The sequence below is a fragment of the Pectobacterium fontis genome, from assembly GCF_000803215.1.
Taxonomy (GTDB): Bacteria; Pseudomonadota; Gammaproteobacteria; order Enterobacterales; family Enterobacteriaceae; genus Pectobacterium; species Pectobacterium fontis.
In genome coordinates this window covers 73,893-95,413 of record NZ_JSXC01000002.1, presented here as the reverse complement: position 1 = coordinate 95,413, position 21,521 = coordinate 73,893, and the positions used below count along the sequence as shown (strand labels likewise).

The window sequence follows — 21,521 nt, the reverse complement described above, 5'->3', positions numbered from 1 at the left end:
GATCTTCGTGTCGTAAGAACTTATTGTAACAACTCATCTTCACGCTGTGCAATGGGCTATTCCTCGACCACACGCTGTCCAGATCCCCAACAGTAGCGCCCCATGAGATAAAAAATATAATTATTCCTTATAACAACGACACGACATCAATAAGCCATTTCCTATCGTTTGAGGAAGAAAACAGCATACCAAATGTATTTTTTGATAACAGGAAAGTATTTATATTGATGTAACATAGGGTATGAGTTCTGTTTTAAACATGATATTTTTTAACAAACTTACAAATCTGACTATTGCAGAAAGGAAAATAGCGCTCTATTATCTCACTACACGCCACCAATAATATTAATTTGAGATTATCACAATGAGCGAAGCACTAAAGATTCTTAACAACATCCGTACCCTCCGTGCTCAGTCCAGAGAATGTACTCTGGATACTTTGGAAGAAATGCTGGAAAAACTGGAAGTCGTGGTTAATGAACGCCGCGAAGAAGATAGTCAGGCTCAGGCTGAAGTTGAAGAGCGTGAACGTAAATTGCAGCAATATCGCGACATGCTGATTGCCGACGGTATTGACCCTAACGAATTATTTCAATCTTTAGGTTCAGTGAAAGCGCCAGGTAAAAGCAAACGCGCTGCCCGTCCGGCAAAATATCAATACACTGACGAAAACGGCGAAGTTAAAACCTGGACTGGCCAGGGTCGTACACCGGCAGTAATCAAGAAAGCAGTTGAAGAGCAAGGTAAATCTTTAGACGATTTTCTGCTGTAATTGTTTATAAATTCTGGATACTAAAAACCCCCGATAGTTTATCGGGGGTTTTTCTTTATAACATGCTCAGTAAAGAGAAAACAGATGGGTTGCCGTTTCGGACAACGCTCTGTTTTTCTAAACAAAGCGTTGTTATTACACTCTGTTATTTTTCTTCTGCGTCAATCGTTTCCTGCAACCATTGCGCAAACTCCTGACCTAAACTGTCATGACGTAAACCATATTCTACAAACGCCTGCATATAACCTAATTTATTACCGCAGTCATGGCTCACCCCTTTCAGGTGATAGGCTTCTACCGTTTCTTTTTCCATCAACATTGCAATGGCATCAGTTAACTGAATTTCATTACCCGCGCCCGGTGGGGTTTTCTCCAGCAGAGACCAAATATCAGCAGAGAGAACATAGCGTCCAACGACAGCTAAATTAGACGGAGCTTCCGATGCTTTAGGTTTCTCAACTACGCCGACCATTGGCGCACTATCCCCTGCTTTTAATTCCACACCTTTGCAATCGACTACGCCGTAGCTACTTACATTTTCAACAGGCTCAACCATAATCTGGCTATTGCCTGTAGTAGAAAAACGTTGCAGCATTTCGCTCAGGTTATCTTTCTTCAGATCGGATTCATATTCATCAATAATCACGTCGGGCAGAATAACCGCGACTGGTTCATCTCCGACTAACGGATGCGCGCACAATACGGCATGGCCCAGCCCTTTCGCTAATCCCTGGCGTACTTGCATAATGGTAACGTGTTTCGGGCAGATGGATTGAACTTCTTCCAATAGCTGGCGTTTAACACGCTTTTCCAATATAGCTTCCAATTCAAAACTGGTATCGAAATGGTTTTCGATGGAATTCTTAGAAGAGTGTGTAACAAGAATAATTTCATTAATCCCGGCGGCGATACACTCATTAACAACATATTGGATTAGCGGTTTATCTACCAACGGCAGCATTTCTTTAGGAATGGCTTTGGTGGCAGGTAACATACGCGTTCCTAACCCTGCAACCGGTATGACCGCTTTTTTTACTTTTTTATTCACAATAGACATAAACAGCCTCTTATATACCGTTCAAATAATGAACTTTATTTATCTAATCAAGATAACCGAAAGAGTATAACGACTTTAACAAGGGTACGCTTGCCCCAACGTTGTCGTTCAATAAAAAATAAGATAACTCCCTACATATATCTGTCATACCTCAAGCTGCATGTGCGTTGACCACATTACGCGGTGCTCATCGTGAACATCGTCCCAAGGTCAACTATTCAGTCGTCAACATCAGCCGTAAACGACCGCCGCCTCCCCATATCTGGCATTGCCATGCTTGACACTGATAATTCAGTTGATTGAGATAAGCACCTTCTAGTGTTCCTAAAGGGACACCGCTATTCAGTGCCATCTGCTGTTCATTAACATCCAACGTCGCATTTAGCCCTGCGGAAATCAGTATCAACTGTTCTAATTGCCGGTGGTAATACCCGACAAGTAGAGGAAAACGACCATCCAAACTCGCCTGTCGCAATAACTGATTGACCTGTTTTAATAACGTCGGCAGATACGGTAAGCGATGTTGCCGATCGGCCAAATGCTCTTGAAGTAATCCGTTGAACAAGGTTCGAAGCAGTAATGCTGCCAACGTCCCATTATTATTGACGCCCTGAGTCACATCCAGACAATAGAAGGCTAATTCAGTCTCCGAAAGCGCGGCAATATCCAACACCAATCCCGGTTGTTCCGCAGTCGTCAACTGACGGTAATTAACACGACAGCGTGCGAGCGTTTGCTGAACCGGAGGCTGCAACTGAGCGAGTAGTTTAGTCACCGCCTCAGGTGACTGGTTGAGGGAATCCATATCCTGCATCAGTTGATCCATCTCATTCAATTGCGAGGTGAACATGTCGGGATACAAACATGACATCACCGCCTCACGCAAACGTGTGTAGTCACGAATGGGTTTAAGCAGGACATCCTGAACGCCAAGACGCAGCACTTTGGCGATATCCGCCATCTGGCTAGTGGCAGAAATAACAAGTATTGGCGTGTCATTATCTTTCAATCGCAGACGTTCAAGGAACTCAATTCCCCCCATCGTCGGCATCTTCAGATCGCAAATCATTAAATCGGGTTGGTATTGTTCAAGAATACGCAACGCATCTAATCCGTTAATCGCTTCCCGAACCGAAGCCCCAAGAGAAGTCAGATAACCAGCGAGCACAGATCGAAAAACGGCCTCGTCATCAATGACTAAAATATGCTTACCCGCCAGTGGTTGTTCCATCAGTACTCCTTACTTCAAACACCGAATAATCACACCTGCTTTCGCGTCAATGCACCGGATAGACGGCACATCATGTATTCTTCACGACATGCGCGCTGTACTACGCTTTTTTCGCTAGCGGCAACAAGTCATCACGCATCTTTTCTACTGCCTTATAGCCCGCATCAATCGCCTCCTGCGCCCGATGGAAATCTAACGTAGCAATCTGGGTACAATACGGTTGCAGCAGCACATCGGGCGGATCGCCCGCCATCCGCGTCATTTTCAGTCGATTTTCCAGAATCTGGATTGATGTGCTCATTATCTCCATCGCCGTTGGCGAACTTTCTGTTGAACGACGTCGACCACGCAGTAAACGTTCCCGCATCCTGCTACGCCAATCTTGCGGAATGTCCCCAACGTCAATGTCTGACGCCGTCGGTTTAATCGACAGCAAATCCTGATGATTAAGGCTCGCATCATGTTGGAGATCAACCGCTATCACGATGTCAGCCCCCATTGCCCGCGCCAAAGAAACAGGGACAGGGTTAACCACCGCGCCATCTACCAGCCAGTAATCGTTAAATCTAACGGGAGATAGCAGGCCGGGCATGCTACAAGACGCGCGCATCGCCTGATGTAAATCTCCCTCGGTCAACCAGATCTCACGCCCTGTACTCAGGTTTGTCGCCACTACACCATATTTGATAGCACAATCTTCGATCTGTGTTGTATGTAACAAATGCTTTACGCTATTAAAGACTCTATCGCCACGCAACAAACTGCCACGTTGCCAGGAAAGATCCATCAGTCGAATCACGTCCCAATAACCAAATCCCCTTACCCAACGATCCATTGAGTATAGATTGTTTGTCGCATACGCCGCGCCAACCAGCGCACCGATAGAGCAGCCCGCCACAACGTCAACCACAATTCCCATTTCCGTTAACGCATTAATCACACCAATATGCGCCCATCCTTTCGCTGCGCCCGATCCCAAGGCTATCCCAATTTTTTTCCGTTGCATAATCGATCCACTTACCTCCATTTTAGCGCACATTGCTACACGTAGCGTTTCTTAGGTAACATACTCAGCATCCTGCATAGAGAACGCTTTATTCTCTATCAGTTTTTATCTTAAATTTTCTTCAGGAGATGTTGTGTTAGAATCTTGTCCCTGTTGCAGTGGATTGCAGTATAATGCATGCTGCCAGCCCTACCTCACGCATGCTGTGACAGCGGCCGAACCTGTCGTATTAATGAGGTCGCGCTATACTGCTTACGTCAAACACGATGTCGATTATCTTATCGCCACCTGGCATCCCGACCTCCACCCTGAGAAATGGCGCGAGACGCTTACTGAAAGCTGCCAGAATTCACAGTGGCTTAGCCTCACTATACTGGCAACGTCTCCAGGAAAAACGTCCGATGAGGGCTATGTGGAATTCGCCGCACGTTATCTATCGGAAACCAACAACCAGCAGACAGAATTAATGCGAGAACGCTCACGCTTCCTTCGTCAGCATAATCGCTGGTACTATATAGACGGCGTTCATGTGCAGACAGGCAGAAATGAACCTTGCCCGTGCGGTTCCGGCAAAAAATACAAAAAGTGTTGCGGATACTAGAACACAGGCCATCGCCCACGCAGCCTTACCGCTGCGTTACCATAAGATCGTTATTTTAGTTTTTGGACAGGATCCACACGCTCATGCCATCCCAAAATATACAAAAAAAAGTATTACGAACCATTTGCCCTGATGCTAAAGGGCTTATTGCGAAAATTACGAATATTTGTTACAAGCACGAACTGAACATCGTGCAAAACAATGAGTTTGTCGATCATCGCACGGGACGCTTTTTCATGCGAACCGAGCTAGAAGGGATCTTCAACGACACCACGCTGTTAGCCGATCTGGATAGCGCGCTTCCCGAAGGCTCTTCTCGCGAACTAACCGCGACAGGCCGTCGCCGGATTGTGATTTTGGTGACAAAAGAAGCTCACTGTCTGGGCGATTTATTGATGAAAAGCGCCTATGGTGGCCTGGATGTCGAGATCGCCGCGGTTATCGGCAACCACGACACATTACGGACACTGGTCGAACGGTTTGATATTCCTTTTCACCTCGTCAGCCATGATGGTCTGACGCGTGAAGAACACGATCAACAGATGATTGTGCAGATCGACCAATACAAACCGGATTACGTTGTGTTAGCGAAATATATGCGGGTACTGACGCCTGCATTTGTTCAGCATTATCCAAATCAGGTAATCAATATTCACCACTCATTTTTACCTGCCTTTATCGGTGCCCGTCCGTACCATCAGGCATACGAACGCGGTGTAAAAATCATTGGCGCGACGGCACACTACGTCAACGACAATCTGGATGAAGGCCCCATCATCATGCAGGACGTCATCCATGTCGACCATACTTACTCAGGCGACGATATGATGCGCGCAGGTCGTGACGTTGAGAAAAATGTCCTGAGCCGTGCCCTATACCGCGTGCTGGCGCAGCGTGTTTTTGTCTACGGTAACCGCACCATTATTCTGTAATAGGTTGATTGGGCATCAGTTTGTATAAGGATGCGCCGAACGGAATAAAAAAACGACAACTGCATTTATTTTTGATATATACCGCTTTACAGGGGCGTGTCATTTGATATGATGCGCCCCGCTTGAAGCGAAAGCGACTAGCAGCAAGGCCAGTGGTGGGGTTCCCGAGCGGCCAAAGGGAGCAGACTGTAAATCTGCCGTCACAGACTTCGAAGGTTCGAATCCTTCCCCCACCACCATTTCAAGCAGCACCTCTGAATTAACCTCCTACGCCACAGCATCAGAATTCCCATTAGGGGAAGGTGAGAACCTTCGACCAAGGTTCGACAAAACCGGCACGGTTTTGAGCAATGCGCAGCATTGACCCGCAGGGCGAGGAGCGGAGCGACGAGTTATCCTTCCCCCACCACCATTTCAAGCAGCACCTCTGAATTAACCTCCTACGCCACAGCATCAGAATTCCCATTAGGGGAAGGTGAGAACCTTCGACCAAGGTTCGACAAAACCGGCACGGTTTTTAGCCCCCTTCTTCTTTCATTAATATATCTGCCTATAAGTTCAGCAATTTTGCTTAATGACCTCCTTATCCAAAAACGTTTACGTTATAAAATTAGGCTTCACAATAAATAAGTTATATGCATTAATAGCATTATCGTCCAGAGAGGGAATTTTAGAGACTTGAGACTATGAGCGAATATTACAGCCGCAACTTTAATCGTATTGCAGCAGAAGTTGACCGAAATATAGCTGAAACACGATCTCTGGATCGTGAATTTTTTTGCTACAAAATTAGCTCGATATCCGCAGTAAAATGAACACGGGTGAACTCTCCCCCATGAAGCCATCCACTCTTTAGAACAAGAAATCGCTGCGCTCAAAAGGCAAGATCAAATGCTTGCCATGGAGCAGATGAAACAAGTTATTATTGCCAAAGCTGTCGTTACGGAAGAAGATCGTAATACACGAGCAAGAGAGAAAACCCAGCGAATTAATCTGGCGATTGCCAACTTGGGATTCGTCGGCGGTGGGCTTCAATTAGTGGCCGGTGCAGGTATTACGGGAACAGGAGCGGGCATCATTCCCGGCACATTACTCATGGCCCATGGTTTCAATAATGTCATCGAAAACGGTTACTACCTTCTCTACCGAGAATCCTATACTGGCCCGGTTAGGTTTGTTTATAGGCAAATTGGTTCCCAACTCGGTTTACCGAACAATAATAGTGACATCATTTATACTTTTGTTGATATTGGCTTATCTATCAATGGATTATTGGGATATCGTTTGACAGAGGACGCACAAAGATTGTATCGATTTATCAATGCAGATTTGCTCTGGGGAATGAAGGAAATGGGGATAAAAACCATGAAGAATGGTGAACTTTACTTTGAAATTCTTTCTGACATAAATACTGCGGCAGGACAATACCTTTCATACTAAATTATTTTTTCGTACACAGTAAATTTTTATTTACATACTATAGAGATGGGAATTTAATATATGGAATTATTCAGCATAAACATTGAGGTACCATTATGATTTTCTTATACGTTATTTTTTCAACAATCTCTCTTGTTCCGCTCTATTTATCTATGAAAAAATTGACGGCTTCTGAATTTATCTATACTAGATTTGCAGCAATTCTATTAGCCACCGTTTTCATGTGTTTTCATCTGTATATATTTCACACAGAAGAAATACCAATATTAAGTATCTCCATAAAAGACAATGAATTCATCTACAATAGCTCGTTTATATTTGCCTTACTATGTTCGACTACCAGTGCGATAGCACATAACCGAGGTTAAAAGTATTTAAAGGTTACTGAAATGGCATTTATTCATATCTTAATATCAACACTCGCTCTCATTCCTGCCTATTTTTCTATAAAAAAGCTTACCGAGTCTGACAATGTTTACTATAAATTTTTTGGCATCCTTATTTCTTGCACACTAATGTCTTTCCATTTTTACACCTATCACGATGGGGAAATACCATTTATTGGCACATCTATTGAGAACAATAACCTTGCCCATTACAGTTCTTTCATATTTGGTTTAATCAGTGGGTTTGTAGGATGGTCAGCATATCATGAAGATTAAAAATAACCATAAAAAAACAAAATAATACAATGGCGCACAGTGATCATTAGTGAATCACTATGCGTTTTAAATTTACTGACAGTCTCTCGAAGTTTTTATTATCAGAGACTTAATAAGAAGATTCCTGCCAGAAAAGACACGAACTGGTGCGTGCTGCAATATGCTCCCATTCTATTGTTGCATATTTTAAGGAAACGCTTTCCTGTGGTTGCATTCCATTATGCGTCATAGAATTGGGAAAAAAGAAACGAAGATCGGTAATAATTGCACTTTTTAGCCGTAGTAAAAAATAGTATTCATTCCCCCCGGTTTGAGCCGTTCGATAAAACTTAAACTCACAATCTAATTTTTCATTATCATCTCATGCTTGTGCAAATAACGGGGTCGCTTTATCTACTGGTTTACGAACCCCGGTGGCATCGTAGCAAAAATATAACCTCACGCTTTTCCTTTCCAGCGCCCCGGAACATAAGAGAACACCGGAAGCTGCCATGACCAACGAATTGCCGCCAGACGCACAGCCAAACCAATCGTAAATGACGCTAACAGGTTAATATCATGATTGACGCCAAGCGACTTTAGTCCAAGGTATAAAAGTGCGACTAACAGCGAGACACTAGCGTACAGCTCTTTCTTCAATACCATCGGCGTGCGGTTGCAGAATATATCCCGTAATATTCCACCGAAAATCCCGGTCACAATCCCCGCCATAACCACCACTGTCGTCGAATAATTCAGTTTGAGTGCTACATTGCAGCCAATAATGGTAAAAGCAATAAGCCCCATCGCATCGAGCACCAGAAAGAGGCGATGCAAATGGTGCATGAAACGCGCAATAATAATGGTGAAAAGGCCTGCACCAATAGTGAGATAAATATAGCCGGGGTGTTGCGTCCAGCCGATGGGGTAATTGCCAAGGAGAATATCGCGCACGGTGCCACCACCCAGCGCAGTGATAAAGGCAATCATGCCTACGCCAAAAATATCCATATTACGACGCCCGGCAGCCAGCGCCCCGGACATCCCCTCTGCCGTAATCGCGATCAGATAGATGTAAGTCAGCACACAAGTTATCCTGTGAAATGTGCCACTCCCTCTGTCCTCTTTACCTGAGAGTTTACGCAGCAGCGCTGCTTGCCCCTTCGGTGGGTTGACTCGCAACCTCTCTCCAGTTGGCTTCAATGGAATTCGCAGTTAGGGTAGCCTGAGCGATTATGGGAGTTTGCGCCTTCGGCGGAGCGTCATTTTATACCCGACACAATAGCGGGTATGCGCCCTCTCTCCTGCGAGGTGCGGAGTATAACGGTCGGCGGGGCTTGGGTTCAACCGAATATAAGTGAATCTTATTCTCAACGACTCTTATCTGCCTCAATCCCCCCGAAAGCCAGAGCAATAAGCCCAACACGGCAAGCTGAAGGCCGTCGCCTCACCGTGACGGCATACCCCATTTTCTGCTACCATCGGGTCACATTTTTTAGCGAATGGCAGCGAACATGAAAGTTGTATCTTTTAATATCAATGGCCTGCGAGCGCGCCCTCATCAGTTGGCCGCCATTATTGAACAACACCAGCCGGATATCATCGGGTTGCAGGAAACGAAAGTCCACGATGACATGTTTCCGTTAGAGGATGTCAGCCAGTACGGTTACCATGTTTATTATCATGGGCAAAAGGGTCACTACGGCGTCGCGTTGCTGTGTAAGACGCAGCCGATTGCGGTTCGGCGCGGTTTCCCAACGGATGAAGACGATGCGCAACGTCGGATCATTATGGCGGATTTTGCTACCGAGCATGGCACATTCACCGTCGTTAACGGCTATTTCCCTCAGGGAGAAAGCCGCGACCATCCGGTGAAATTCCTCGCCAAGACGCGCTTCTATCAGGATCTGCAAACCTATCTGGAACAACATCACAGCGCAACACAACCGCTGATTGTGATGGGTGATGTCAATATCAGCCCCACCGATCTGGATATCGGGATCGGAGAAGAGAACCGTAAGCGCTGGCTGCGCACAGGGAAGTGTTCTTTCCTGCCGGAAGAGCGTGACTGGATGGCACGTTTGCAGGGCTGGGGGCTAATTGACACCTTCCGTGCTGCCAACCCAGAAAGCAACGATCGTTTCTCGTGGTTTGATTACCGATCTTCCGGGTTCGATGACAACCGTGGCCTGCGCATTGATCTGATTCTCGCCAGTACCTTTCTGGCCGAACGCTGCATCGCTACCGGTATTGACTATGATATCCGCGGCATGGAAAAGCCTTCCGATCACGCGCCGATTTGGGCACAGTTCTCGTTGTAAAAATAACATCCCCGCGGTGCATTAAAGCCACAGCGGGGATGAAAATTGGCGCAAATATCACGCGTAGTGCTTTATTTATTCACCGTGATTACTTCACCAGTTGCCATATCAGGTTGTTCGTTCCCAACGTTTGCTTGTCCCGCACGCATTGTAGAATCACACCTTCAACTTTAACGACGGCACCTTCAGAATAGTTACGGTTTTCATACACACAACAGCGCAAACAGTTGTTATTTTGCTCGCGCACCGTTGTCCCTGCCCCCCACACTTCCGGTGGCACAGGAACCACAATATCCGTTTCGCCACGATTAGCCTGTGCCAACGCGGGCAGCACCAGCATCACACTGGCCAAACACAAAGACACTAACGATTTCATTGCTCCTGCTCCTTCGCTTTTTTAGTCTGAGGCTTGCGTCGCTTTGAGGCATTCGACGGTGGCGCTGAAAGCCCTTTAAACGCGCTTACCGCGCCATTTTGTTTCGCTTGCTGAATCAGTTCCTGTAAGGCGTTCGTCAGCGGTTGCATAAAATCCTGATAGCGGCATTTTTTTTCGCTGATTTGCGTTAATGTCGCTTCCCAATGCGCGGTCATGTCAGGATGCGCCGCGCTGGCAGGCAGGGAATGAATCAATGCGCGCCCCGCTTCACTGGCGTGAATATAGCGTGCTTTCTTAAACAGGAATGTCCGTTTAAACAATAATTCGATGATGCCGGCGCGCGTCGCCTCTGTACCTAAACCATCGGTCGCCCGCAAGATTTTCTTCAGATCTTTATCCTGCACAAAACGCGCGATCCCCGTCATCGCCGAGAGCAGCGTTGCATCGGTAAACGGCCGCGGTGGCTGAGTCTGGCGCTCAACCACCTCGCCGCGTTCACACAATAGCTCATCCCCTTTTGCCACCACGGGCAACGGCATACCTTCGTTTTCTTCGTCTCGCTCTTTGCCACCCAGCAATGTGCGCCACCCCGCTTCAGCCAGGAAGCGTGCTTTGGCAATAAATTTACCGCCCGCAATATCCAGTTCAATGACACACTTGCGGAACACGGCGTCAGGGCAGAACTGCATGATATACTGCCGTGCGACTAAGCCGTACACCTTGCGTTCATTCTCCGTCAGCGTAACATTTGCACTACGCGCGGTGGGAATAATGGCGTGGTGGGCATCGACCTTGCCATCATCCCAACAGCGGTTACGCCGATCCCCATCCATAACGGGCTGTGGCAATAGGTCGGGCTGGTGTGTGGATATCGCATTGAAGACGGCATGACGCCCGGCAAAATGCTCCTCTGGCAGATAGCGGCAGTCAGAACGCGGATAGGTGATCAGCTTGTGGGTTTCATAAAGCTTCTGGCACACATCCAACACCTGCTGCGCGCTAAGCCCAAAACGCTTCGCAGCCTCGATCTGTAGCGTCGACAGCGAATAAGGCAACGGTGCGATTTCCGATTCCCGTTTATCATTATAGCTGGTGACAAACGCGGGTTGTCCCTCAATGCGTTTGACGACGTGTTCCGCCAGTGAGCGGTGTAATAAACGCCCTTCTTCATCCTGATAAGGTTCACAGGATTCGCTGGGTTGCCAGATCGCAACAAAACGCTCATCGGCAGGCGTCACAATATGGGCTTTCACTTCGAAATAATCTTTGGGAATGAAGTTTTCTATTTCTTCATCTCGCCGAACCACCAGTCCCAGCACCGGCGTTTGCACGCGACCAACCGACAGCACGCCGTCATAACCAGCATTACGTCCTAATATCGTATAGGCGCGCGTCATGTTAATGCCGTAAAGCCAATCCGCACGAGAACGTGCGAGCGCCGACACGCACAGGGGAATAAATTCTCTATTCTCACGCAGGCGAGAGACCGCGCGCTCAACCGCCTGTGGGTTGAGATCATTGATCAGGCAACGACGTACCTGCTGACGTTTCTCTTCCGGCAAGGAAAGGTATTCCAGCACCTCATCCACCAGCAGTTGCCCTTCACGATCGGGGTCGCCAGCATGAATGACTTCGCTGGCATCATTCAGGAGTTTTTTGATGGTGTTGAGCTGTTTGCTGACAGAGGGACGCGGTTGCAACAGCCATTTCTGGGGAACGATGGGTAAGTCAGCAAGCGACCATCGTGCATAGCGCGCATCATAAACATCCGGCTGCGCCTGCTCCAACAGGTGGCCTACGCACCACGTCACGACATCATTCTGGCCGCAGGCAATAAAACCATCACCGCGTCGATGCGGTTTGGGTAATACGTCTGCAATCGCCCGCGCAAGGCTGGGCTTTTCGGCAATAAAAAGTCGCATTATTCACCATCAAGCAGACTGGGCATTTCCCGCGTAACTCGCGGGAAAGCACGCTGTAAAACGGGTGGAAAATCACATTTATTCAACAGACGACGATCAGAAGTAATGCACGAACGTGTCGGTATCGAGCGGCGTGAGCGTCGTCGATGCTTTGAGCTGTGGTGTCCCAAGATAAAGGAAACCGACAATTTCATCCTGTTCGCGGCAGTTGAACGCTTCACGTACCAGGGGATTGTGCGTCCAGGCACCGCTGCGCCAGATACCATTAAAGCCCTGTGCCAGTGCCGCCATCTGCATGGCTTGAACCGCACAGCCCGCGGAGACAATTTGCTCCCACAGTGGGACTTTCGGACTTTCTTCACAATGCGCGACAACGGTAATAATCAGCGGCGCGCGATAAGGTGCCTGACGCGCTTTCTCGATACCAGCTTCATCCAGCCCTTCCTGCCGTGCCGCACGAGTCAGGAGTGTACTAAAACGATCCAAACCTTCATTTTCGATCATAAAAAAGCGCCACGGCTGCATCGCACCATGATCCGGCGCACGCATACCCGCGTGGATAATATTATTCAATGCCTCACCCGTCGGTGCTGGCGCGATCAGGCGCGAGGCCGAACGACGATTCAATAGCAATTCAAGAGCATCCATCGCACATCTCCTGTCTGGCAATATAATTTCTACGGTACAGCCCATTTCTACGGTAGAAATGACTGAGCGACAACGTTGCGCGCCACGTTAGCACAAGTAGAAGTTTTGTTACAAGATAACCCCGACAGGCACACTCCCATGATGATTTAATGCTGACTTTTTACTGTCTGCTCATTAGGATACTATCACTCCTTGTGCTTCATCACTTGCCAGAGGGCGGGTTGAAGGACGTAGGGCATACGCTGTTTACCCGTTCATGGAGATATCATGCGCACATTGTGGCGAATTTTTAGCGGATTTTTTAAGTGGACATGGCGTCTGCTTAATTTTATCAGAGAATTTATTCTCAATATTTTCCTTATCGCTCTGATTTTAGTTGGTGTTGGGATCTACACACAGGTAAATACGGCCCCAGAAACGGCCACGAAAGGGGCGCTGCTGGTTGATCTGACGGGGGTGGTGGTTGATCAACCCACCGTTAACAACAAACTGCGTCAATTAGGCCGCGAGTTCTTCGGCGCGTCGAGCAACCGCCGCCAGGAAAACTCACTGTTTGATATTGTCGACAGTATTCGCCAGGCAAAGAGCGACGAGAACATCACCGGAATGGTACTGGATCTCAGCGATTTTACCGGCGCCGATCAGCCGTCGCTGCAATATATCGGTAAGGCTCTGCGCGAATTCCGTGATAGCGGCAAACCTATTTATGCCGTCGGCGACAGCTACAACCAGTCTCAATATTATTTGGCCAGTTTTGCCAATACGGTGTCATTGACGCCTCAAGGTAGTGTTGATCTGCATGGCTTTGCGACCAATAACCTCTACTTCAAATCTCTGCTTGATAAGCTGAAAGTCACCAGCAATATCTTCCGCGTGGGCACCTATAAATCAGCCGTTGAACCCTATCTGCGCGACGAGATGTCCCCTGCGGCACGCGATGCCGATGGACGCTGGATTAATGCACTGTGGCAGCAGTATTTAAATACGGTTTCCGCTAATCGCCAGATTACGCCACAACAGCTCTTCCCAGGAGCGACTGGAATTATTGCCGGTTTGCAGGCCGTTCAGGGCGACACCGCTCGCTATGCGCTCGACAATAAGCTGGTTGATGAAGTCGCATCCCGTTCAATAACTGAACAATCGCTGGTTAAAACGTTCGGCTGGAATAGCCAGAAAAACAACTTTAACTTCATCAGTATCTACGATTACGTCATCAAACCACCGGTGCCAAACAACAACCAGATCGCAGTGGTGTTCGCCAGTGGTGCCATCATTGACGGACCAGAAACACCGGGAATGGTCGGCGGCGATACCACGGCTGCACAAATCCGTGCCGCTCGTCTCGATCCTAAAATTAAAGCACTGGTGCTCCGCGTCAATAGCCCCGGCGGTAGCGTTACCGCGTCGGAGCTGATTCGCTCGGAACTGATGGCGCTCCGTCTGGCCGGCAAACCGATCGTCGTATCCATGGGCGGTATGGCGGCATCGGGCGGCTACTGGATTTCAACACCAGCGAACGCCATCATCTCCAGCGCCAGTACGCTGACAGGCTCTATCGGTATTTTCGGCGTGATTAACACGTTCGAAAATTCGCTGGAAAGCCTTGGCGTTCACACGGATGGCGTTGCCACCTCCCCGCTGGCCGATCTGTCAATCACGAAATCACTGCCACCGGAATTTTCACAGATGATGCAGTTGAGTATTGAGCGCGGTTATAAAAACTTCATCGATATCGTGGCACAGGCACGTAAGAAAACGCCGGAGCAAATCGATCAGATCGCGCAAGGGCATGTCTGGGTCGGAAGCGACGCGAAAGAAAATGGTCTGGTCGATCAGCTTGGTGATTTTGACGATGCCGTGAAGAAAGCCGCTGAGCTGGCTAAACTGGGGCAATACCAGTTGAACTGGTATGCCGAACAACCTGGCCTCATCGACACCATGTTGAATCAGGTGAATGCCTCTGTTTACGCCCTGCTGCCCGTTGCCGTTCAGTCTATGCTGCCAGCACCGGTCGCACAGTTGGCAGAAGTGATGCAATCACAGCCATCCATCATGAATAACCTGAACGACCCGCAGAACCGGTACGCCTTTTGCCTGACCTGCGGAGAGGTCCGGTAACGGTTACAGTAGCCGCCCATATGTACCCTAAATAATTCGAGTTGCGTGACAAAACGCTAGCGTTTTGAACAACGCCAAAGCGGCGGCCCTTCACGGTGAGGCTCAGAAATGAGCCGAGTATTGCCAACGCACAAGCAGCTTGAAGTATGACGTGTATAGCCCGGTAATAGTCATTGCTTATGATTGTATTATCGGGCTATTTTTCCCTCTATAATTAATTTTTTATCCTTACTCACACCACCATGCGAAAGAAATCCATCTATGTCGCCTACACGGGCGGCACTATTGGCATGCAGCGATCCGCCAATGGCTATGTACCGGTATCCGGTCATTTACAACAGCAATTGGCAAATATGCCCGAATTCCATCGCGAAGAGATGCCCTCGTTCACGATCCATGAATACGACCCGCTGATCGATTCCTCCGATATGACGCCAGCAGACTGGCAATCTATCGCGAACGATATCCGGGATCATTACGATGATTATGACGGTTTCGTGATTCTGCATGGTACAGACACAATGGCGTTTACTGCATCCGCGCTCTCGTTTATGCTGGAAAATCTTGCCAAGCCGGTTATCGTGACAGGGTCACAAATTCCGCTCGCGGAATTGCGTTCAGACGGCCAGACCAACTTGCTGAACGCGCTATACGTTGCCGCTAATCACCCGATTAATGAAGTCGCCCTCTTCTTCAATAACAAGCTGTTACGCGGCAATCGCACCACCAAAGCCCATGCGGATGGTTTTGATGCTTTTGCTTCCCCCAATTATCCACCACTGCTGGAAGCGGGAATCCATATTCGTCGGCTGGCTCCTACCGTGGAATGCAGCAACTGCCCACCGCTGAAAGTGCATCCCATTACGCCGCAGCCTATTGGGGTGATTACGATTTATCCCGGTATTTCTGCCGATGTCATCAGCAATTTCCTCCGTCAGCCCGTGAAAGCGCTTATTTTACGCTCCTACGGCGTTGGCAACGCGCCGCAAAGCCCCGGCTTACTGCACGAGTTACGCGAGGCTTCTGCGCGCGGAATTGTGGTCATCAACCTGACGCAGTGTATTTCCGGGCGTGTGAATATGGGCGGCTATGCGACAGGTAATGCGCTGGCGCATGCAGGCGTCATCAGTGGTTTTGACATGACCGTTGAAGCCGCATTGACCAAACTGCATTACTTACTGAGTCGGCTGGATCTCAGCGCCGATGAAATTCGCCATTTGATGCAGCAAAACCTGCATGGGGAATTGAGCGATAAAGATTGAGTCAATCACGGAGCAGATAATGAAAAAAGCATTGCTATTAGTTGATTTACAAAATGATTTTTGTCCCGGTGGCGCATTGGCCGTTAATGAAGGCAACCACGTCATTGCGGTGGCCAACCGTGCTATTAAAGCCTGCGTGGATGCGGGTGTCACGGTGATCGCCAGTCAGGATTGGCACCCTGAGAATCACGGTAGTTTTGCCGTTAATGCAAACACCAAGGTCGGAGAAATCGGCGAATTAAACGGATGGCCGCAGATCTGGTGGCCGGTTCACTGCGTGCAGGGAACCGCTGGGGCTGATTTTCATCCAGCGCTGAATCAGTCGGCCATTCAGTGGGTTGTACAGAAAGGTACGCAGCAGGATATTGACAGCTATAGCGCATTTTTCGATAACGGACATCGGGTGAAAACCGAATTGGATGGGTGGCTACGTGCCAACCACATCACCCATTTGTCCGTTTTGGGACTGGCGACAGATTATTGCGTCAAGTTCAGCGTGTTGGATGCCATTGCTCTGGGTTATCACACCGACGTGCTGGTGGACGGTTGCCGGGGCGTGAATCTTGCACCTAACGACAGCGAATTCGCCTTGCAGGAAATGGCACAGCGTGGAGCGACACTTACGGATCTGACGCAGTTCCTTGCTACGCTATCCTCTGCCCGCTGACGCCAGCAACAACCGAAAATAACGGCAGCCAACGAGGCTGCCTGTTGATGCGGATTTGAATGTAACTTAGGGTTTTAGAGTAACAATTGCGTCAGCCCCGCTAAACTGGCGCTTCAGTTCTTGCTTACTCTTGATCACAATTTCGCCATTGGTGCCAATCGTCATGTGCTCAGCCTGTTCGTTATGGCGAGCTTGCCACATCATCACCATTTGCAGGCTATTTTCTTTCTGTTCGGTCGTTAACGCGACACCGTCTGGCCATTTACCCAGTTCTACCGCCGTAACCAGCCGTTGGTAAATTTCTGGCGTCATGGCGTCGATCAGATCATTGAGTTCCATATCCGGTTTCTGCTCCGAGAAAGGTCAAATGTATGCTTACTGAATTCGTGTCATACCGCGTTCTATAGTAGCTGAATCGTTTAAAGCTATCTCAGCCGCTATACCCGCCTTGCTACAAACAGATTACCCGTCAACGCGCTCACCATCAACGTCATCAATAAAGCTCAGCGAAGCGGAATTCACACAATAACGTTCGCCCGTGGTTTTCGGGCCATCAGGGAAAACGTGCCCCAGATGCGCATCACACTGCCCACAGCGGATCTCGATACGGCGCATATTGTGTGAATCATCTTCCAGATAGCGAATAGCTTCTGAGGACACGGGCTGATCGAAGCTCGGCCAGCCACAGCCGGAATCGTATTTGCTGTCGGAATAAAACAGCGGGGACTGGCAGCACAGACAGTGATAAACGCCAGTACGCTTGTTATGCAGCAATTTGCCTGAAAACGCAGGCTCCGTACCACGTTGCTGGGTGACATAGCGCTGCATCTCAGTCAATTCAGTATTGTCGGATGGGGTACGTGAAGCAGAGTCGTTAGTCATGGAAATCTCACAGCAGGTGTTATCAATTCGATTAACTGTTGATTATAACAAAAAATTAACAACCTGACAGGCCGTTCTGACCTAATAGTAGAAATGTTATTAGCATGAATATTTAATTGTGATGTGCATCACATATCAAGATAACACAGGCTTTATATGATGCATTCTGCCCTCATATCAGTCTTAGATGTTACCGAGTTACAGGCTCGAGCGGTTTTTGCACAAACATTGGTCATAGGTTTGACTTACAGCAACTATTGACACGATTCCGCTTGACGCTCAGCAAGGTTTTTGTAATTTTACAACCAACCTTTTATTCACAAACCAATAGCTGGTGGAATATATGACTATCAAAGTAGGTATCAACGGTTTTGGCCGTATCGGCCGTATTGTTTTCCGCGCTGCGCAAGAGCGTTCTGACATCGAAATCGTTGCAATCAACGACCTGTTAGATGCTGAGTACATGGCGTATATGCTGAAGTACGACTCAACTCATGGTCGTTTCAACGGCACCGTTGAAGTTAAAGATGGCCACCTGGTTGTTAACGGCAAAACCATTCGTGTTACCGCAGAGCGCGATCCTGCAAACCTGAAGTGGAACGAAGTTAACGTTGATGTCGTTGCTGAAGCAACTGGCCTGTTCCTGACTGACGAAACTGCACGTAAGCACATCGCTGCTGGCGCGAAAAAAGTAGTTCTGACTGGTCCATCTAAAGATGACACCCCGATGTTCGTTATGGGCGTAAACCACAAAGCTTACGCAGGCCAGGACATCGTTTCTAACGCATCTTGCACCACTAACTGTCTGGCACCGCTGGCAAAAGTTATCAACGACAACTTCGGTATCGTTGAAGCGCTGATGACCACCGTTCACGCCACCACTGCAACCCAGAAAACCGTTGATGGCCCGTCTCACAAAGACTGGCGCGGCGGCCGTGGCGCAGCACAGAACATCATCCCATCTTCTACCGGTGCGGCTAAAGCAGTAGGTAAAGTTATCCCTGAACTGAACGGTAAACTGACGGGTATGGCGTTCCGCGTTCCTACCCCGAACGTTTCTGTTGTTGACCTGACTGCACGTCTGGAAAAACCAGCGTCTTACAAAGAAATCTGTGCAGCAATCAAATCTGCTTCTGAAGGCGAGCTGAAAGGCGTGCTGGGCTACACCGAAGACGAAGTGGTTTCTACCGATTTCAACGGTGAAAAACTGACTTCCGTATTTGATGCTAAAGCGGGTATCGCACTGAGCGATAACTTTGTGAAACTGGTTTCCTGGTACGACAACGAAACTGGCTACTCAAACAAAGTTCTGGATCTGATCGCTCACATCTCTAAATAAGCGTCAGCGATGATTCGGTGAAAAAAGGGCGACGTAATGTCGCCCTTTTTTATTGTTAATTGCAGATTTCTTTTTACAACGAAAAACAATCAAAAAAAGGTACTATCATGCATAACACAATTTTCTCACTCCCCGTCACTCAACAAATTAGCGCAACCCTCAGCCAGCGTCAGTTGGACCAACTTCCTATCATCGTCGTTGATCATCCTGAAGTTCGCGCGGCAGTGGCATTACAAGGGGCGCACTTGCTCAGTTGGCAACCGACAAACGACGAGCCAGTGCTCTGGCTGAGCGACAATACGCCTTTCACTCAGCATGTTGCTATTCGCGGCGGTGTACCGATTTGTTTCCCTTGGTTTGGCCCTTTCGCCGATCCTAACCACGGTTTTGCCCGTCTGCTGCCGTGGGAATTTACCGCCCACAGCGAAGATAAGCACGGTGTACAGCTCACCTTCACGCTGCGGGACACCGAGGCAACGCGTAAAAGTTGGCCGCATGAATTCACGCTCATCGCGCGTTTCAAGCTGGGCAAAGAATGTGGTATTGAATTGGAAGCGCATGGCGATTACAGCATTACCAGCGCGCTGCATACCTATTTTAACATCGGCAATATCAGTGATATTCGCATTGCTGGTTTGGGTGAATCCTTCATTGATAAAGTGGATCAGGGTAAACGGGCTACCCAGCAAGGCGATCTGGTCTTTACTGACCGTACAGACCGCATTTATACCCAGCCGCAGGACACCAGTGTGGTACACGATCCCGTGCTGAAGCGCGTGATTGAAGTACACCATACTCACCATAGTGATGTGGTGTCATGGAACCCAGGCGCAGAACTCTCTCGTACGATTAGCGATATGACCGATGAGGGCTATAAAACGTTCGTATGTGTAGAAACCGCGCGAATTAACCAACCGTTTGTCGCCTCCGCCAAGGCTCCGGCTCGTCTAACGACGGTTATCCGCATCAAGAAATAATCACGGCGATAAGCCTCCTTGTTATCCCCGTCAACGCAACATGGCATGTGGCGCACCATAAATGTGCAAATGGGGTGATATCACCCCATTATTGTACAGCAGATGCACCATGCTCACGAAAAGCATCAGAAACGGTAGCTGACGCCCGCACTCATTAAGAGGCTGTGATTACTATCAACAATCGGGCTGTCTTTCATTTCGTCAGACAAGCGCGTGTAACGGCCAACTGCCCACGCGCTCCAGTTCTCGTTAATGTTATAACCCGCACTCAGTTCAAGATACGGTGCCCAGCCATCACCAGGGCTGTACTGGTTAAATCCAGAACGCGCAGATTCTTGCGCACTCACACCGTAGTAATACCGGTTCATGTGTTCACTGAACCAGGAAGCACCGATACCCGGTGTGAGGCTTAGATCGCCCATTGAGAAACGATAAAGATAGGCGGTATCCCACACGAGGCCGTTGCTGTAATCCAGTGTATCGCCTGCCAGCACGGTACGAATTTCACCCCAATCGGCGGTATGACGATAAGCCGCTCCCGCCATCAGCGTACCGCGGCGTTTGTCTAACTGCTTCATTCGCAGATCGTCGCTATCTCCCGGTTTAAACCCTAAAGGCAGGTAGTATGCCGTTAAAGAGAAACGATTTGCGCCGTCATTCCACAGGTAGTATCCCCCACCCAGCCCGCGAAAATAAAAATTTTCACTTTCATAATTCAGTACAGGAAGCGGATAAACGTCATTGTCAACACCACGGTACACAGACGTTGAACCCGCGGCGCCAAGGCCCAGAGAAACCTCTGCGGCATAGGCTGAAGGCAGGAGCACAGCACCAGAAACCAGTGCGGCCAGCATACATAGTTGAGGTTTTTTCACAGTTTTCTATTTCCTATTACAGATAAATATCATGAAACATGATAGGCCAATTACACACGTTCGCATTCCGGTTATATAAAAATAACACTAACGAATAACCTAACTATTCGATAGGTTTTACGTGCGCTAACGTCGGTAATAGGCTGTCTCCTGAAGGCTGAGCGCCTATTCTCTGTAATGTTACACAGATTTTCCTGAAAGTGAGTCCTTGAAATATCTTAAAAATATGTCCGTGGACTAGAGGAAATTTTACGGATGCAAACTACGCTTTAATACAGAAGGTGACGACTTCCTGACCAGCAGGCATGAATAAAATCACGACGCTCTAACGCCGCAAGTTGGCATAAGGGTTGCTGGACTAAGAAGGTTTATCCTTTCGGGGGCAATACATTAATAGGCATATATTTCACGCGCTCTCTTAATCTGTGCTAATCGACGAAGGACGGGCATCGCT

The 21,521-nt window shown here is 48.3% G+C and carries 20 protein-coding genes, 1 tRNA gene, 1 other RNA gene, 1 pseudogene and 1 riboswitch; of the genes and pseudogenes, 12 read left to right on the top strand and 11 right to left on the bottom strand.

Annotated features, from left to right (window positions below):
* Positions 1-364 precede the first annotated feature (364 nt).
* Positions 365-772, top strand: a complete 408-nt coding sequence (hns, locus tag OI69_RS01075) for a histone-like nucleoid-structuring protein H-NS (protein ID WP_039344909.1) — start codon at positions 365-367, stop codon at positions 770-772.
* Positions 773-917: 145 nt separating this feature from the next.
* Here hns and galU read toward each other — a convergent pair whose 3' ends face one another.
* From galU to rssA, 3 genes are all read right to left on the bottom strand, one after another.
* Positions 918-1,829: a UTP--glucose-1-phosphate uridylyltransferase GalU gene (gene galU, locus OI69_RS01070; protein ID WP_039344906.1), complete on the bottom strand. Its 912-nt coding sequence runs from the start codon at positions 1,827-1,829 to the stop codon at positions 918-920.
* A gap of 214 nt (positions 1,830-2,043) precedes the next feature.
* A complete protein-coding gene (gene rssB, locus OI69_RS01065; RefSeq protein ID WP_039344903.1) occupies positions 2,044-3,060 on the bottom strand; it encodes a two-component system response regulator RssB in 1,017 nt (338 codons plus the stop codon).
* 100 nt (positions 3,061-3,160) lie between these two features.
* On the bottom strand, positions 3,161-4,066 hold the full coding sequence (gene rssA / locus OI69_RS01060) for a patatin-like phospholipase RssA (protein WP_039344900.1): 906 nt from the start codon (positions 4,064-4,066) through the stop codon (positions 3,161-3,163).
* A 133-nt stretch (positions 4,067-4,199) separates the two neighbouring features.
* On the opposite strand from rssA, the gene OI69_RS18970 reads away from it, so the two are divergent.
* From OI69_RS18970 to OI69_RS01045, 5 genes are all read left to right on the top strand, one after another.
* Entirely contained in the window at positions 4,200-4,667 is a 468-nt protein-coding gene (locus OI69_RS18970) for a YchJ family protein (protein WP_072034241.1), read from the top strand.
* Between the two features lie 83 nt (positions 4,668-4,750).
* Positions 4,751-5,599 carry a formyltetrahydrofolate deformylase gene (gene purU, locus OI69_RS01055; protein WP_039344898.1) on the top strand — a complete coding sequence of 283 codons (849 nt, stop codon included), beginning with the start codon at positions 4,751-4,753 and terminating at the stop codon, positions 5,597-5,599.
* Between the two features lie 154 nt (positions 5,600-5,753).
* Positions 5,754-5,838 (top strand) — tRNA-Tyr (locus OI69_RS01050).
* A gap of 43 nt (positions 5,839-5,881) precedes the next feature.
* Positions 5,882-6,011: non-coding RNA, RtT sRNA (locus OI69_RS18965), on the top strand.
* 497 nt (positions 6,012-6,508) lie between these two features.
* The gene (locus tag OI69_RS01045) at positions 6,509-7,039 is read left to right on the top strand and encodes a DUF4225 domain-containing protein (protein ID WP_235319644.1); all 531 of its coding nucleotides are present in this window, start codon (positions 6,509-6,511) and stop codon (positions 7,037-7,039) included.
* A gap of 771 nt (positions 7,040-7,810) precedes the next feature.
* Here OI69_RS01045 and tssD read toward each other — a convergent pair.
* Positions 7,811-8,047: pseudogene (gene tssD / locus OI69_RS20160) on the bottom strand (type VI secretion system tube protein TssD); the annotation flags it as partial.
* 92 nt (positions 8,048-8,139) lie between these two features.
* Positions 8,140-8,766 carry a trimeric intracellular cation channel family protein gene (locus tag OI69_RS01035; RefSeq protein ID WP_039344892.1) on the bottom strand — a complete coding sequence of 209 codons (627 nt, stop codon included), beginning with the start codon at positions 8,764-8,766 and terminating at the stop codon, positions 8,140-8,142.
* 21 nt (positions 8,767-8,787) lie between these two features.
* Positions 8,788-8,883: riboswitch (glycine riboswitch) on the bottom strand.
* 311 nt (positions 8,884-9,194) lie between these two features.
* Between OI69_RS01035 and xthA the strand changes: the two genes are divergently transcribed.
* Positions 9,195-10,001: an exodeoxyribonuclease III gene (xthA, locus tag OI69_RS01030; RefSeq protein ID WP_039344889.1), complete on the top strand. Its 807-nt coding sequence runs from the start codon at positions 9,195-9,197 to the stop codon at positions 9,999-10,001.
* Between the two features lie 88 nt (positions 10,002-10,089).
* On the opposite strand, the gene OI69_RS01025 is transcribed toward xthA, so the two are convergent.
* From OI69_RS01025 to OI69_RS01015, 3 genes are all read right to left on the bottom strand, one after another.
* Positions 10,090-10,377 (bottom strand): YnjH family protein, encoded by a 288-nt coding sequence (locus OI69_RS01025; RefSeq protein WP_039344886.1) that lies wholly within the window; start codon positions 10,375-10,377, stop codon positions 10,090-10,092.
* Entirely contained in the window at positions 10,374-12,299 is a 1,926-nt protein-coding gene (locus OI69_RS01020) for a DNA topoisomerase III (protein ID WP_039344884.1), read from the bottom strand. Before OI69_RS01020 ends, OI69_RS01025 begins: the two co-directional genes overlap by 4 nt.
* A 96-nt stretch (positions 12,300-12,395) precedes the next feature.
* Positions 12,396-12,947, bottom strand: coding sequence for an NAD(P)H nitroreductase (locus tag OI69_RS01015; RefSeq protein WP_039344880.1), 552 nt, complete (start codon positions 12,945-12,947; stop codon positions 12,396-12,398).
* A gap of 267 nt (positions 12,948-13,214) precedes the next feature.
* Here OI69_RS01015 and sppA point away from each other — a divergent pair, with 267 nt between their 5' ends.
* From sppA to pncA, 3 genes are all read left to right on the top strand, one after another.
* Positions 13,215-15,065 carry a signal peptide peptidase SppA gene (gene sppA / locus OI69_RS01010; protein WP_039344876.1) on the top strand — a complete coding sequence of 617 codons (1,851 nt, stop codon included), beginning with the start codon at positions 13,215-13,217 and terminating at the stop codon, positions 15,063-15,065.
* A gap of 242 nt (positions 15,066-15,307) precedes the next feature.
* Positions 15,308-16,327: an asparaginase gene (gene ansA, locus OI69_RS01005; protein WP_039344873.1), complete on the top strand. Its 1,020-nt coding sequence runs from the start codon at positions 15,308-15,310 to the stop codon at positions 16,325-16,327.
* A gap of 19 nt (positions 16,328-16,346) precedes the next feature.
* On the top strand, positions 16,347-16,994 hold the full coding sequence (gene pncA / locus OI69_RS01000) for a bifunctional nicotinamidase/pyrazinamidase (RefSeq protein ID WP_039344870.1): 648 nt from the start codon (positions 16,347-16,349) through the stop codon (positions 16,992-16,994).
* Between the two features lie 66 nt (positions 16,995-17,060).
* Here pncA and OI69_RS00995 read toward each other — a convergent pair whose 3' ends face one another.
* Together OI69_RS00995 and msrB are read right to left on the bottom strand one after the other, a co-directional pair.
* A complete protein-coding gene (locus OI69_RS00995) occupies positions 17,061-17,333 on the bottom strand; it encodes a YeaC family protein (protein WP_039344867.1) in 273 nt (90 codons plus the stop codon).
* Positions 17,334-17,456: 123 nt separating this feature from the next.
* Positions 17,457-17,876, bottom strand: a complete 420-nt coding sequence (msrB, locus tag OI69_RS00990) for a peptide-methionine (R)-S-oxide reductase MsrB (RefSeq protein ID WP_039344865.1) — start codon at positions 17,874-17,876, stop codon at positions 17,457-17,459.
* A gap of 343 nt (positions 17,877-18,219) precedes the next feature.
* Between msrB and gapA the strand changes: the two genes are divergently transcribed.
* Both gapA and OI69_RS00980 read left to right on the top strand, forming a co-directional pair.
* Positions 18,220-19,215, top strand: coding sequence for a glyceraldehyde-3-phosphate dehydrogenase (gene gapA / locus OI69_RS00985; protein WP_039344862.1), 996 nt, complete (start codon positions 18,220-18,222; stop codon positions 19,213-19,215).
* A gap of 107 nt (positions 19,216-19,322) precedes the next feature.
* Complete coding sequence (locus OI69_RS00980) at positions 19,323-20,192, top strand: D-hexose-6-phosphate mutarotase (RefSeq protein ID WP_039344858.1); 870 nt, start codon at positions 19,323-19,325, stop codon at positions 20,190-20,192.
* 125 nt (positions 20,193-20,317) lie between these two features.
* On the opposite strand, the gene OI69_RS00975 is transcribed toward OI69_RS00980, so the two are convergent.
* Positions 20,318-21,067: a MipA/OmpV family protein gene (locus tag OI69_RS00975; protein ID WP_039344855.1), complete on the bottom strand. Its 750-nt coding sequence runs from the start codon at positions 21,065-21,067 to the stop codon at positions 20,318-20,320.
* Positions 21,068-21,521 lie beyond the last annotated feature (454 nt).